Annotated in this window: 16 protein-coding genes; 10 read left to right on the top strand and 6 right to left on the bottom strand. The window is 72.3% G+C overall.

Features of this window, described 5'->3' with window-relative positions:
- Nucleotides 1-156: 156 nt before the first annotated feature.
- On the top strand, nucleotides 157-801 hold the full coding sequence (locus tag ACIBBH_RS25415) for a cysteine hydrolase (protein ID WP_399408258.1): 645 nt from the start codon (nucleotides 157-159) through the stop codon (nucleotides 799-801).
- 3 nt (nucleotides 802-804) lie between these two features.
- Here ACIBBH_RS25415 and ACIBBH_RS25410 read toward each other — a convergent pair whose 3' ends face one another.
- On the bottom strand, nucleotides 805-1,311 hold the full coding sequence (locus ACIBBH_RS25410) for a Rieske (2Fe-2S) protein (RefSeq protein WP_399408256.1): 507 nt from the start codon (nucleotides 1,309-1,311) through the stop codon (nucleotides 805-807).
- 172 nt (nucleotides 1,312-1,483) lie between these two features.
- On the opposite strand from ACIBBH_RS25410, the gene ACIBBH_RS25405 reads away from it, so the two are divergent.
- From ACIBBH_RS25405 to ACIBBH_RS25375, 7 genes are all read left to right on the top strand, one after another.
- On the top strand, nucleotides 1,484-2,257 hold the full coding sequence (locus tag ACIBBH_RS25405) for a HipA family kinase (RefSeq protein ID WP_399408254.1): 774 nt from the start codon (nucleotides 1,484-1,486) through the stop codon (nucleotides 2,255-2,257).
- Complete coding sequence (locus ACIBBH_RS25400) at nucleotides 2,254-2,670, top strand: DUF3037 domain-containing protein (RefSeq protein WP_399408252.1); 417 nt, start codon at nucleotides 2,254-2,256, stop codon at nucleotides 2,668-2,670. The genes ACIBBH_RS25405 and ACIBBH_RS25400 overlap by 4 nt, the downstream gene beginning before the upstream one ends.
- Nucleotides 2,671-2,796: 126 nt before the next feature.
- Entirely contained in the window at nucleotides 2,797-3,558 is a 762-nt protein-coding gene (fabG, locus tag ACIBBH_RS25395; protein ID WP_399408250.1) for a 3-oxoacyl-ACP reductase FabG, read from the top strand.
- A 20-nt stretch (nucleotides 3,559-3,578) separates the two neighbouring features.
- Nucleotides 3,579-4,340, top strand: coding sequence for an SDR family oxidoreductase (locus ACIBBH_RS25390; protein ID WP_399408248.1), 762 nt, complete (start codon nucleotides 3,579-3,581; stop codon nucleotides 4,338-4,340).
- A gap of 204 nt (nucleotides 4,341-4,544) precedes the next feature.
- Nucleotides 4,545-6,122 carry an ABC transporter substrate-binding protein gene (locus tag ACIBBH_RS25385; protein ID WP_399408246.1) on the top strand — a complete coding sequence of 526 codons (1,578 nt, stop codon included), beginning with the start codon at nucleotides 4,545-4,547 and terminating at the stop codon, nucleotides 6,120-6,122.
- A gap of 108 nt (nucleotides 6,123-6,230) precedes the next feature.
- Nucleotides 6,231-6,914: a uracil-DNA glycosylase gene (locus ACIBBH_RS25380; protein ID WP_399408244.1), complete on the top strand. Its 684-nt coding sequence runs from the start codon at nucleotides 6,231-6,233 to the stop codon at nucleotides 6,912-6,914.
- Between the two features lie 102 nt (nucleotides 6,915-7,016).
- On the top strand, nucleotides 7,017-7,541 hold the full coding sequence (locus tag ACIBBH_RS25375; RefSeq protein WP_399408242.1) for a hypothetical protein: 525 nt from the start codon (nucleotides 7,017-7,019) through the stop codon (nucleotides 7,539-7,541).
- A gap of 12 nt (nucleotides 7,542-7,553) precedes the next feature.
- Here ACIBBH_RS25375 and ACIBBH_RS25370 read toward each other — a convergent pair whose 3' ends face one another.
- The 4 genes from ACIBBH_RS25370 to ACIBBH_RS25355 form a co-directional block, all read right to left on the bottom strand.
- Nucleotides 7,554-8,021, bottom strand: coding sequence for a hypothetical protein (locus ACIBBH_RS25370; protein WP_399408240.1), 468 nt, complete (start codon nucleotides 8,019-8,021; stop codon nucleotides 7,554-7,556).
- A 113-nt stretch (nucleotides 8,022-8,134) separates the two neighbouring features.
- The gene (locus tag ACIBBH_RS25365) at nucleotides 8,135-8,647 is read right to left on the bottom strand and encodes a DinB family protein (protein ID WP_399408238.1); all 513 of its coding nucleotides are present in this window, start codon (nucleotides 8,645-8,647) and stop codon (nucleotides 8,135-8,137) included.
- Nucleotides 8,648-8,703: 56 nt separating this feature from the next.
- Nucleotides 8,704-9,255, bottom strand: coding sequence for a TetR/AcrR family transcriptional regulator (locus ACIBBH_RS25360; RefSeq protein WP_399408236.1), 552 nt, complete (start codon nucleotides 9,253-9,255; stop codon nucleotides 8,704-8,706).
- A gap of 150 nt (nucleotides 9,256-9,405) precedes the next feature.
- Nucleotides 9,406-9,828 carry a hypothetical protein gene (locus ACIBBH_RS25355; RefSeq protein ID WP_399408333.1) on the bottom strand — a complete coding sequence of 141 codons (423 nt, stop codon included), beginning with the start codon at nucleotides 9,826-9,828 and terminating at the stop codon, nucleotides 9,406-9,408.
- On the opposite strand from ACIBBH_RS25355, the gene ACIBBH_RS25350 reads away from it, so the two are divergent.
- Together ACIBBH_RS25350 and ACIBBH_RS25345 are read left to right on the top strand one after the other, a co-directional pair.
- Nucleotides 9,763-10,101, top strand: coding sequence for a hypothetical protein (locus tag ACIBBH_RS25350; RefSeq protein WP_399408234.1), 339 nt, complete (start codon nucleotides 9,763-9,765; stop codon nucleotides 10,099-10,101). The two genes, ACIBBH_RS25355 and ACIBBH_RS25350, sit on opposite strands and share 66 nt — an antisense overlap.
- Nucleotides 10,098-11,012 (top strand): Gfo/Idh/MocA family protein, encoded by a 915-nt coding sequence (locus ACIBBH_RS25345; protein ID WP_399408233.1) that lies wholly within the window; start codon nucleotides 10,098-10,100, stop codon nucleotides 11,010-11,012. Before ACIBBH_RS25350 ends, ACIBBH_RS25345 begins: the two co-directional genes overlap by 4 nt.
- Here ACIBBH_RS25345 and lnt read toward each other — a convergent pair.
- Nucleotides 10,927-12,501 carry an apolipoprotein N-acyltransferase gene (gene lnt / locus ACIBBH_RS25340; RefSeq protein WP_399408231.1) on the bottom strand — a complete coding sequence of 525 codons (1,575 nt, stop codon included), beginning with the start codon at nucleotides 12,499-12,501 and terminating at the stop codon, nucleotides 10,927-10,929. The two genes, ACIBBH_RS25345 and lnt, sit on opposite strands and share 86 nt — an antisense overlap.
- Nucleotides 12,502-12,587: the final 86 nt, after the last annotated feature.

The following is a 12,587-nucleotide window of genomic DNA, read 5'->3' as shown; positions in this document are numbered from 1 at the left end:
CCCCCTCTTCTCCCACGTCGTGCCAGAGGAGACGGTCCGGGTCCTGTCCGGTGCCTAGATCCTCTGACATCACGTCAGAAAAGAATGGGTCGTCTTCCCCTCGTACGCAATGCCGGTTAGTCTCGCCCGCCCCGCACCCCGGCGAAAGGGCGCGTCATGGCCTCGTACGAGCAGCTCGGTGAACTCCTCGAACCCACGAGCACCGTCCTGCTCACCGTGGAGTGCCAGCAGGGGGTGGTCGGCCCGGACAGCGCGCTGCCCGACCTCGCGGGGGAGGCCCGCTCCTCCGGTGCCCTCGGGAACATCGCCCGCCTGGTCTCCGCCGCGCACGACAGCGGCGTCCAGGTGATCCACGCCGTCGCCGAACGCCGCCCGGACGGCCGGGGCGCCGGCCGCAACGCCCGGCTGTTCCGCGCTGCCGAACGACTCCCCGTCCAGCAGCTGCCCGGCACCACGGCGGTGCGCGTCGCCGCGCCGATCGAGGTCACCGAGGAGGACATCGTCGTACGACGGCTGCACGGCCTGTCGCCGGTCCACGGCACCGAGGTCGACGCGCTGCTGCGCAACCTGGGCTGCCGCACGCTGATCATCACCGGCGTCTCCGTCAACGTCGCCATTCCCAACGCCGTGTTCGACGCCGTGAACCTCGGCTACACCGCCCTGGTGCCCCGCGACGCCATCGCGGGGGTGCCCTCCGACTACACCCCCGCGATGATCCGCAACACCCTCGCGTTGGTCGCCACGGTGGCGACCACGGACGAGGTGCTCGGCTGCCTCAAGCGGCCGCACCGCCGGGTCTGACGCTCAGGCCAGCTTGATCTCGTCCCCGGACACGGTGATGTTCTCGGCGGCCAGCGGCTGGGTCGCGGGACCCTGCTTCACGCTGCCGTCGGTGACGGAGAAGTGGCTGTTGTGGCACGGACACACGATCACGCCGTCGGCGATGCTGCCCACCGCGCAGCCCGCGTGGGGGCACTTGGTCGAGAACGCCTTGTACGTGCCCGCGGCCGGCTGGGTGACCACCACGCCCTGGTCCTTGAAGATCTTGCCGCCGCCCTCCGGGATGTCCGAGGTCCTGGCGAGCGCGGTGCCACCGCCGGAACCGGTGCTTTCCCGCGCGCTGGGGGAGTCGGCCGCGCCGACACCGGCCGCGCCGGTGGACCCGGAGGATCCGGACACGCTGGAGGAGTCGGACGACTTGTCGTCCGACCCACAGGCGGTCAGCGCGGCGGCGAGGCCCGCCGCTCCGGCCGCCGCCACGACGGTACGGCGGGCCGGTCCCGCTGCGGGAGTGGGCGATGCGCTGGTCATGTGGAATTCCTTCCGCGGAGCTTTTCGTGATCCGTCCAGGGGTACGGTCTTCGGGCACCACCTGTTCAGACGGTGTCGGGATCTTGTCCTCCCGGGGATGAGGCGGACGTAAACCACGGCTGTGGTTCCGCTGTCAGCCGGGCCGTCACCGCAGGCCCAGTAGCCTGGGGCGATGCTCAAGGAAGTCATCGCGACCCGCTACATCACGCCCCTGCGTGAGGGCGGCTCGCTGCCGGGGCTCGTCGAGGCCGACGACTTCGGGACGTACGTCATGAAGTTCACCGGCGCCGGGCAGGGCCGCAAGACGCTGGTGGCCGAGGTCGTCTGCGGCGAACTGGCCCGTCGCCTCGGTCTGAGGATCCCCCGGCTGGTGACGATTCAGCTCGACCCGGTCCTCGGGCTCGGCGAGCCCGACCAGCAGGTGCAGGAACTGCTGAGGTCCAGCGGCGGCACCAACCTCGGCATGGACTTCCTCTCCGGCGCCCTCGGCTTCGACCCGCTCGCCTTCGCGGTGAGCCGCGGGGAGGCCGGCCGGATCGTCTGGTTCGACGCGCTGGTGAACAACGTCGACCGCTCCTGGCGCAACCCCAACCTGCTGACGCACCGGGGCGAGCTGTGGCTCATCGACCACGGCGCCACCATGATCTGGCACCACAACTGGCCCTCCGCCGAGACCTCCGCGGCCCGCCCGTACGACGCCTCGGACCATGCCCTCGCCCGCTTCGCGCCGGATGTCGCGCGCGCCGCCGCCGAGTTGGCGCCCCTGGTCACCGAGGAACTCCTCGCCGAGGTAACCGCCGAGATCCCCGACGCCTGGCTGGCCGGCGAGCCCGGCTTCGACACCCCAGACGACCTTCGGCGGGCCTACGCACGGCCGCTGCTCGCGCGGGCCGCCGACATCCACGAGCGCGTCCACGGCATCAAGGGCATCGAGGGGGACAAGTGAACAAGCGGCACATCACCAGGGCGGGCCAGGGCGGCGACCGCGACGTCTTCGAGTACGCGCTGCTCAGGGTCGTGCCCCGCGTCGAACGCGGCGAGTGCATCAACGCCGGCGTGGTCGTCTACTGCCGCGCGCGGGCGTACGTCGGTGCCCGCACCCACCTCGACGAGGCCCGGCTGCTGGCTCTCGACCCCGACGCGGACGTGGCCGGCGTCCGGGCCGCGCTCGGTGCCGTGGAGGGCGTGTGCACCGGCGGCGCGGCGGCCGGGCAGGCGGCGGGGGACGACGCCGGGCGGCGCTTCCGGTGGCTGATCGCGCCCCGCTCGACGGTCCTGCAGCCCGGACCGGTGCACACGGGGCTCACCACCGATCCGGCGGCCGAAGCGGAGCGCTTGCTGAACCTCCTGGTGAGGTAATGGATCACACGCACCCCGTGTGCCGTTGACACCGGGTGCCAGGGCTTCTAGCGTCACGTCTGCTGAAGGTACTAAGCGGTCGCTCACCACATGGGCGCACTTTCTCTAGGGCGAGGAGAACCAGCAATGTCCACCACTGAGCAGCGGGTCGCGGTAGTCACGGGCGCCGCGCGCGGTATCGGCGCCGCCACCGCCGTCCGACTGGCCGCCGAGGGCCGCGCGGTCGCCGTGATCGACCTCGACGAGGCCGCCTGCAAGGACACCGTGGAGAAGATCACCGCGGCCGGCGGCAAGGCCATCGCGGTCGGCGCCGACGTCTCCGACGAGGCGCAGGTCGAGGCGGCCGTCGCGCGCATCGTCGAGGAGCTCGGCGCGCCGACGATCCTCGTGAACAACGCGGGCGTGCTCCGCGACAACCTGCTGTTCAAGATGAGCGTCTCCGACTGGGACACCGTCCTGAACGTGCACCTGCGCGGCTCCTTCCTGATGACGAAGGCCGTCCAGAAGCACATGGTGGACGCGGGCTTCGGCCGGATCGTCAACCTGTCCTCGTCCTCCGCGCTGGGCAACCGCGGGCAGGCGAACTACTCCGCCGCCAAGGCGGGCCTGCAGGGCTTCACCAAGACCCTCGCCTTCGAGCTCGGCAAGTTCGGCATCACCGCCAACGCCGTCGCCCCGGGCTTCATCGTCACCGAGATGACGAAGGCCACCGCCGAGCGCGTCAAGATGGGCTTCGAGGAGTTCAAGGCCGCGGCCGCCACTCAGATCCCGGTGCAGCGCGTCGGCGAGCCGGAGGACATCGCCAACGCCATCGCCTTCTTCACCGGCGAGGCCGCCGGCTTCGTCTCCGGTCAGGTGCTGTACGTCGCCGGCGGACCGCTGAACTAGGAACACTGGGGATCACGGACATGACTGAACTGCCTGAACTCTCCGGCAAAGTCGCCCTCGTCACGGGCGCCAGCCGCGGCATCGGCTACGGCGTCGCCGAGGCCCTTGTCGCGCGCGGCGACCGCGTGTGCATCACCGGCCGCAACGAGGAGGCCCTGAAGGAGGCCGTCGAAAAGCTCGGCGCCGACCGGGTCATCAGCGTCGCCGGCAAGGCGCACGACCTCGCCCACCAGAGCGAGGCCGTCGAGCGCACCGTCGAGGCCTTCGGCCGCGTCGACTTCCTGGTCAACAACGCCGGCACGAACCCCGTCTTCGGGCCGATCGCCGACCTCGACCTGGACGTCGCCCGCAAGGTGTTCGAGACCAACGTGATCTCGGCGCTCGGCTTCGCCCAGAAGACCTGGCACGCCTGGCAGAAGGACAACGGCGGCGCGATCGTCAACATCGCCTCGGTCGCGGGCCTGGCGCCCTCGCCGTTCATCGGCGCCTACGGCGTCAGCAAGGCCGCGATGATCAACCTGACCCAGCAGCTGGCGCACGAGTTCGCGCCGAAGGTGCGGGTCAACGCCATCGCCCCGGCGGTCGTGAAGACCAAGTTCGCGCAGGCCCTGTACGAGGGCCGGGAGGAGGAGGCGGCCGCCGCCTACCCGCTCGCCCGGCTCGGCGTGCCCTCCGACATCGGCGGCGCCGCCGCGTTCCTCACCTCGGCGCAGTCGGACTGGATCACCGGGCAGACGCTCGTGGTCGACGGCGGCATCTTCCTGAACGCCGGCGTGGCCTGACGCCACCGGCCGGCACCGCGCTTCGGGCGCCGCGTCCTCGGGGGAGGCGGCGCCCGTTTCGCCGTCGTACAAGATCCGCACAGCGGAATGACAACGTGGTCAGAGCCAAGTCGATCAAGCGGCCTCCCCCCGGGGACTCTCAGCGGGCGTGACGCTGCGGTATGGTCTGCCGACCCTTGGTATGGCAGATCGAGGAGCGTGCGCGTGTTTGACCGGAAGCGAGGCCTGCGGCGAGTGGCTGCGGTCGCGTCCATATGCCTGGTGGCGGGGTGCGGTGTCTTCTCCGACGGAGACCCGGACAGCGAGGGACCGATCGTCGTGGGGACCACCAGTGCCCCGAGCACGCTGGACCCGGCCGCGTCCTGGGACGGTTCCTGGGAGTTGTTCCGCAACATCTACCAGACCCTCCTCGCCTACCCCAACGGCGCGACCACCCCCCAGCCCGACGCCGCGAAGAGCTGTGGTTTCACCGACGCGAGCAACCGCACCTACCGCTGCGAGCTGCGTCCCGGCATGGAGTTCTCCGACGGCGACCCGCTCACCGCGGAGGCCGTCAAGCACTCCATCGACCGCATCCGCACCATCAACGCCGCGAGCGGCCCCGCCGGGCTGCTCGGCAGCCTGGACCGGGTGCAGGCGCTGGGTGACCGCGAGGTCGTCTTCCACCTCAACAAGCCCGACGCCACCTTCCCCTTCGTGCTCGCCACCCCGGCCATGTCCATCGTCGACCCCGACGACTACCCCGCCAAGTCGCTGCGCAAGGACGGCGAGGTCTTCGGGTCCGGGCCCTACAAGCTCCAGTCGTACAAGGACGGCGAGAAGGCCGAGCTGGTCCGCAACGATCACTACCAGGGCTTCGCCGAGCGCCAGAACGACGCCGTGACCATCCGCTACTTCCGGGACTCCGGCAGCATGGTCAAGGCGCTCAAGGAGGGGCAGATCGACCTCACCTACCGCGGCCTCGCCGCCGACGACATCGTCGCCCTGCAGCGCCACGACTCCACCGACCTCCAGCTGGTGGACGGCGCCGGCACGGACATCAGCTACCTGGTGTTCAACCCCAAGGACCGGTGGGCCAAGAACCCGGCCGTCCGCAAGGCCATCGCCCAGGTCGTCGACCGCGCCGCGATCGCGCACAAGGTGTACAAGGACACCGTGGACCCGCTGTACTCCATGGTCCCCAAGGGCCTGACCGGCCACACCGCCGGCTTCTTCGACGACTACGGCGCCCCCAGCGTCTCCAAGGCCCGCCAGATCCTCTCCGCGGCGGGCATCACCCAGCGCGTCCCGCTGACCTTCTGGTACACCACCGACCGCTACGGCTCGGAGACCGCCAAGGAGTTCCAGGAGCTCAAGGCCCAGCTCGAGGACTCCGGACTGTTCACGATCACCCTGAAGAGCCGCCCGTGGAAGACGTACGTGGTCGGCTACCAGAAGGGTGAGTACCCGGTGTTCGGCCGCGGCTGGTTCCCCGACTTCCCCGACGCGGACAACTTCATCGCCCCGTTCGTGGGCGAGCGGAACGCGCTCGGTACGCCCTACCCGGCGCCGAAGATCACCAAGACGCTGCTGCCCGAGTCCCGCCGCGAGAGCGACCGCGCCAAGGTGGTGAAGGAGTTCGAGGAGGCACAGCAGGTCCTGGTGAACGACGCCCGGCTGCTGCCGCTGTGGCAGGGCCGCCAGTACGTGGCCGCCAGCGACGACATCTCCGGCGGTGAGCAGGCGCTCGACCCGTCGACGATCATGATGATGTGGGAGCTGCACCGGAAGACCAGCTGGTAGCCGGGCGGGCCGGCAGCCGGGGCGCTTTCCGGGTGCGGGGATCCGTTGTCAGTGGTCGCCTGTAGGTTCTGAGGCCTGGAAGTGACCGCACATCGTGAGGACGTTGACGTGACCGACATCGCCATGCTGCCCGAGTCCTGGCGCGGGGTTCTGGGCGACGAGCTGCAGCAGCCCTACTTCAAGGAGCTGACCGAGTTCGTCGAGGACGAGCGGGCGAAGGGTCCCGTCCACCCGCCGCGCGAGGAGGTCTTCGCGGCGCTGGACGCCACACCGTACGAGAAGGTGAAGGTCCTGATCCTCGGTCAGGACCCCTACCACGGGGAGGGACAAGGGCACGGCCTGTGCTTCTCGGTCCGGCCCGGGGTGAAGATCCCGCCGTCGCTGCGCAACATCTACAAGGAGATGCACGAGGAGCTGGGCACGCCCGTCCCGGACAACGGCTATCTGATGCCGTGGGCCCAGCAGGGCGTCCTGCTGCTCAACGCGGTGCTCACGGTCCGGGGCGGCGAGGCAAACTCGCACAAGGGCCGGGGCTGGGAGCGGTTCACCGACGCGGTGATCCGCGCGGTGGCCGACCGGCCCGACCCGGCGGTCTTCGTCCTGTGGGGCAACTACGCGCAGAAGAAGCTCCCGCTGATCGACGCGGAGCGGCACGTGGTCGTCAAGGGCGCGCACCCCTCGCCGCTGTCGGCCAAGAAGTTCTTCGGCTCCCGCCCGTTCACCCGGATCAACGAGGCGGTCGCCGCGCAGGGCCACGAGCCGATCGACTGGACCATCCCGAACGTCGGCTGACCGCCGCCCGGCGGTCCCGTGTCGTACGGGGCCGCCTGACCGGGTTTGCGGGTGCCGCCGGTTAGCGTCGTCGCAGACACCCCCCAGTGCCCGGAGGACGCGGTGGCGGAGCGACAGGAGCAGGCGGCGCCGGATGCCGTGCTGACTCGGATCGGGCAGGTCGTGATGCTGCATCACGGCGGGGACCGCGAGGAGGCCCGGCGCCGGTTCCTGGACCTGTGGGCAGAGCTCGCGGAGGACGGGGACCCGCTGCACCGCTGCACGCTGGCCCACTACCTGGCCGACACCCAGGACGACCCCTCCGACGAACTGGCCTGGGACCTGCGGGCGTTGTCGGCGGCGGAGGAGCTGGCCCAGGACCACGCGGCCGGCGACGAGAGCCCGGCGGCGGTGCGCGCCTTCTACCCCAGCCTGCACCTGAACCTCGCCGCCGATTACGTGAAACTGGGCCACTCCGAGGCAGCCCGCACCCACCTGCGCCAGGCCCGGGGGGCGGCCGCGGCACTCGGTGACGACCGCTACGGGGACGGGGTGCGGGCGGCGATCAGCAGGCTGGAGCTGAGGCTGGGGGAGGGGGGTTCCTCCGGAGGGGAATCCTGGGGGCCGCCGAGGCAGCGGCCGACGTAGCGGAGGCGGCGGTCAGTGCCCGTACGTCCGGTCGCAGATCGTCGCTTCCGGGCTGTCCGGGCGCCAGCCGCCGTACTGCTTCCCCAGGGCGCACACGTCCGAGTTCCTCGGTGGGGACTGCGGCACCTCGGGGATCACCACGCGTGGCTGCTCCGGGGGCTTGCGATGCGGCCGGGGGCGGGGACGCGCGGCCGGGGGCGACGGCTGCCGGGGCACCGGCGGGGCCGCCGGACGGCGGGGCGCGGTCGTCGCGGGGTGTTCCGGGTGGCGGGACGGACCGGCCCTGTCCAGCGCCTCCCGCGCCGGTGCCTGTACGTCCCGCGGCCGGGCGCTGCCGTCCGGCCGGGGCGCCGACGCCTGTGGCGGTGCCGTACCCGGCGGGGGCCCGGGCGTCGGCGGGTGCTGGACCGTCACACAGCCGGAGAGGGCCGAGACGGCCACGGTGGCCAGGAGCGCTGCGGTGGTCGTCGTTCGATGCACCCGGGCAACTCTGGCGGTTCAGGCCCGGATTGGAAACGGCGCCGGAGCGGATGATGCCCCGCACGGGTGATCTCGTGCTCCGTACGAGGGGCGCGGACGCGCCGGGGGTGACGTCAGTCTCCGGTGGTGCCGTCGAGCCGCTCGCGCAGCAGGTCGGCGTGGCCGTTGTGGCGGGCGTACTCCTCGATCATGTGGGTGTAGATCCAGCGCAGGTTGAACGGCTCCCCGGTCGACCTGCCCACGCCCTCGGAGAAGTCGTCGAGCGCGAAGTCCGCAGCACGGCGCCGGGCCGCGTCGATCTCGGTCCGCCAGGTGGCACAGGCCTCCTCCCAGGTGTCGGCCTCGGTGAGGTGGAAGTCGCCGTCCCGGTCCTCCTCGGTGCAGTAGAGCACGCCGGGATCCTCGCCCAGCAGCACCTCGTGGAACCAGTACCGCTCCACCTCCGCCATGTGCCGCACCAGCCCCATCAGCGACAGCTCGGACGGCTCCACCGACGCGGTCCGCAACTGCTCGTCGGTCAGGCCCTCGCACTTCCAGGCCAGCGTCTGCCGGTGATAGTCCAGCCAGCCCTCCAGCACGGTGCGTTCGCCGGCGTTCTGGGCGGGCTCTTCGCGCTTGATCGTCATGCCCGCATCCTGGCCCGAGCCGCCGTTTTCCACGAGGGGTTTTCCGCTGTTCCCGGTCATCCGCCGAGCATCCCGCGCAGCAGTTCCCGCACCCCGGCCCGCACCTCCGGGAGACTCGGCACCTCGGCGCTGAACGACCCGGCGACGCACGAGAACATCAGACCGTCCGCCCACGCGACCAGCGACAGCACGTGCCGGGCCGGGTCGGCCGAGACCGCGGCGGTGAGCAAGGCGGCCAGCTGGTCGCGGAAGACGGCGCCCGTCGCGTTGTAGAAGGCCCGCAGCTCCGGGCGGCGGGTCGCCTCCAGGGCCAGTTCGTAACGGGCGACGAGCAGATCGCGGTTGCCGGTGACCGAGCGGTGCGCGGCCAGGGCCAGGGCGTCGGCCAGCACGTCGAGCCCGCCGCGCGGATCCGGCATCTCCTCCAGGGCCAGCACCCGCGCCTGCGATCCGGCCGCCTGGCAGGGCGACGTGGGGATGCGCACCCCGCGCGGCCGCTGGCTCTCCCGCTCCGGCGCCGAGGCCGCCGCCCGCTTCGGCGGCCCCCTGGTCCTGCTGCACCGGGCGACTCTGGTCGACAGCCTCGCCGCCCTGCTCCCGCCGGGCACCGTCCGCACCACCGCCGCCGCGACCCTCGCGGACCCCGGCGACCGCGACCGGCCCGCCGGCGTGAGCGCCGGCGACGACGAACTCGAGGCCGAGCTGGTGGTGGCCGCGGACGGCATCCACTCCCGCGCGCGGGGCCTGCTGTTCCCCGGTCACCCCGGGCCGGTGTACGCCGGGTTCACCACCTGGCGGGTCGTGATCCCGGTGCCCGGCGCGCGGTTCGCCTCGCACGAGACCTGCGGCCGGGGCCGCCTGTGGGGCACCCACCCGCTCAAGGACGGCCGGGTGTACGCGTACGCCGCCGCCACGGCCCCCGCCGGGGAGCGCGCCCCGGACGACGAACGGGCCGAACTGCTGCGCCGGTTCGGCGACTGGCGCGACCCGATCCCGGCAGTCGCCACCGCCGCCCGCCCGAAGACGTCCTCCGGCACGACGTCCACCACCTCGCCGAGCCGCTGCCCGCCTTCCACCGCGGCCGGACCGCCCTCCTCGGCGACGCCGCGCACGCCATGCCGGCGACCCTCGGCCAGGGCGGCAACCACGCCATCGAGGGCGCCGTCGTCCTCGCTGTGCACGCCGCCGACTACACGGCGGCCCGGCTGCCCCGGACGACCGCCATCGCCCGGCAGGGCCGCCCGCCTGAGCATGGCCGAGGGCCGCGTCACCGTCGCCGTACGCGACACCGCGATCGCCGCGCTGTCGAAGGCCGCCCCCGCGCTGTTGCTGCGCGGCTTCGACGGGATCGCCGACGTGGGGTCCCCCCGCTCGAGCGAAGCCGAGAGTGGGGGAGGCCCCCGTATGCTGCCGGAAGGAAACCGGCGGGCAACCACGACAGGGAGCGCACGTGAAGGTCGGCTGCATCGGACTCGGCGACATCGCGCAGAAGGCCTACCTGCCGGTGCTGGCCACACAGCCGGGCATCGACCTGCACCTGCACACCCGCACGCCCGCCACGCTCGCCCGGGTCGCCGACAGCCTCCACCTCCCGGCCGGCCGGCGCCACCCCACCCTGGACGCGCTGCTCGACCAGGACCTCGAGGCCGCCTTCGTGCACGCGTCCACCGTCGCGCACCCCGAGATCGTCACCCGGCTGCTGGAGGCGGGCGTACCGACGTACGTCGACAAGCCGCTGGCCTACGAACTCGCCGACTCCCAGCGGTTGGTGGCCCTCGCCGAGCGGCACGGCGTCTCGCTCGCCGTCGGCTTCAACCGGCGGTACGCCCCCGGGTACGTGCAGTGCGCCGACCATCCGCGCGAGCTGATCCTCATGCAGAAGAACCGCATCGGGCTGCCGGAGGAGCCGCGCTCGCTGGTCCTCGACGACTTCATCCACGTCGTGGACACCCTGCGCTTCCTGGTGCCGGGCCCGGTCGACGACGTGACCGTGCGCGCCCGCGTCGAGGACGGCCTGCTGCACCACGTGGTGCTGCAGCTCGCCGGAGACGGCTTCACCGCGCTCGGCATCATGAACCGGCTCAGCGGCTCGGCGGAGGAGATCCTCGAGGTCTCCGGGCAGGACACGAAGCGTCAGGTGGTCAACCTCGCCGAGATAGTCGACCACAAGGGCCAGCCGACGGTGCGGCGGCGCGGCGACTGGGTGCCGGTCGCCCGGCAGCGCGGCATCGAGCAGGCGGTGCTGGCGTTCCTCGACGCCGTGCGCGCGGGCAAGGTGCTCAGCGCCCGGGACGCACTGGCGACCCACGAACTGTGCGAGCGGGTGGTACGTGCGGTTCTGGAGCGGTCGACCGGCGCGTCCTGAAGACCCGCACCCCCTCGCTCGCGCACAGGGCGGCCAGCACCAGCAGGGCGCCGTGCACCGGCCAGTCGCCGTAGCGGACGTACGGGGTGACGCCGTGCGCCAGCGGGACGTCGTACACGCGGGTGGTGCTCGCGTCCGTGCCGAGCCACGGGCCGAGGCGCTGCCCGCCCGGGCCGTAGACCGCGGAGACGCCGGTCAGCGTCGCGTGGACCATCGGGCGGCCGGTCTCGGCGGCACGCAGCGCGGCCAGCGAGGCGTGCTGCTCCGGGGCCCAGCTGCTCTGGAACGACGATGTCGACGACTGGCCGAGCAGGATGTCCGCGCCGTCCTCGGCGAGATGGCGGCTCATGTCGGGGAACGCGGTCTCGAAGCACACCAGCGGGCCGATCCGCAGCCCGTGCCCGACGTTCATCACCACCTGCTCGGTGCCGCGGTGCCGGTCCTCGCCCGCCGCCTTGCCGAACGAGGTGACCCAGCCGAGCAGTGAGCGCGCGGGTATGTACTCGCCGAACGGGACGAGCCGCATCTTGTCGTACCGGTTGCCGGTCGGGCCGGCCGGGCCGACCAGGACCGAGCTCTTGTAGATGCCGGGCCGGTCGGAGCGGCGGGCGTCGACGTTGACCAGGATGCCCGCGCCGGTCGAACGGGAGAGCGCGGCGAGCCGCCCGGACAGGTCGGGCCGGTCGTCGAGGTCGTGGCCGACGCTGCTCTCGCCCCACACGACCAGGTCGACGCCCTGTCCCGCGAGCCGCCGGGTGAGCGCCTCCTCGCGGTCGAAGCGGGCGTCCGGGCCGTCGATCACGCCGGGCTGGACGACCGCGATGCGCACCCCGCCGTCGACGTCGGGCCGCGGCGACCACACCCAGGCCGCGGCGGTCGCGGCGGCGGTGGCGACCAGCGAGGCCACGGCGGGCACACGGGACTCGCGCACCGACACCAGCACGGCGACCGCCACGTTCACGGCCACCACCAGGAAGCTCAGCAGCCACACTCCGCCCACGGAGGCGAGCCGCAGCGCCGGGGCCACCTGCCACTGGGTGGCGCCGAGCATCCCCCAGGGACCGCCCAGCCCTTGCCAGGAGCGGACCAGCTCCGCCGCCAGCCAGGCCGACGGCAGCACCAGCAGCGCGGCGAAGCCCCTGCCGGGCCCGGACCCACCACCGTTGCCGAGGAACCGGTGCACCAGCCGGCCCCACGGCGCCCAGAGCACGCCCAGCAGGGCCGCCAGCAGGAAGATGAACACGTGCAGGTTCGGCAGCAGCCAGTGGTGCACCGCCACCATGAACCCGAACCCGCCGCACCAGCCGTCGTACGCCGCCCGCCGTCCGGTCGGCGCGGCCCGGGCGAGCAGGATCCAGGGGACCAGCGCGACGTACGCGAACCACCACAGCGACGGCGCGGGGAAAGCGAGCACAGGAAGGGCACCCGCGAGGACAGCGGCGACGGAGCGCCGCCACGGGGAGGCGAGCCAGCGGTCGAACGTCTTCATAGGTCGCCTCTCTACCCAGTGGGTGCGGCTGCATGTGCACGCCGATTTCCCGACGGGTGGTACCAGTTTGCGCGCCGGGCGGGGAT

Origin of the sequence: Streptomyces sp. NPDC051636 (assembly GCF_044453765.1) — a bacterium.
Lineage (GTDB): Bacteria > Actinomycetota > Actinomycetes > Streptomycetales > Streptomycetaceae > Streptomyces.
Note: the sequence above shows the minus strand (reverse complement) of the source record. Positions and strands in the feature narration are given on the sequence as shown.

Bases quoted from the DNA above. Each gene is read 5' to 3' on its own strand.
- lnt (WP_399408231.1), bottom strand. From the start codon at position 12,501: ATGAAGACGTTCGACCGCTGGCTCGCCTCCCCGTGGCGGCGCTCCGTC.
- ACIBBH_RS25405 (WP_399408254.1), top strand. From the start codon at position 1,484: ATGCTCAAGGAAGTCATCGCGACCCGCTACATCACGCCCCTGCGTGAG.
- fabG (WP_399408250.1), top strand. From the start codon at position 2,797: ATGTCCACCACTGAGCAGCGGGTCGCGGTAGTCACGGGCGCCGCGCGC.
- ACIBBH_RS25350 (WP_399408234.1), top strand. From the start codon at position 9,763: ATGCCGGCGACCCTCGGCCAGGGCGGCAACCACGCCATCGAGGGCGCC.
- ACIBBH_RS25410 (WP_399408256.1), bottom strand. From the start codon at position 1,311: ATGACCAGCGCATCGCCCACTCCCGCAGCGGGACCGGCCCGCCGTACC.
- ACIBBH_RS25415 (WP_399408258.1), top strand. From the start codon at position 157: ATGGCCTCGTACGAGCAGCTCGGTGAACTCCTCGAACCCACGAGCACC.
- ACIBBH_RS25365 (WP_399408238.1), bottom strand. From the start codon at position 8,647: ATGACGATCAAGCGCGAAGAGCCCGCCCAGAACGCCGGCGAACGCACC.
- ACIBBH_RS25390 (WP_399408248.1), top strand. From the start codon at position 3,579: ATGACTGAACTGCCTGAACTCTCCGGCAAAGTCGCCCTCGTCACGGGC.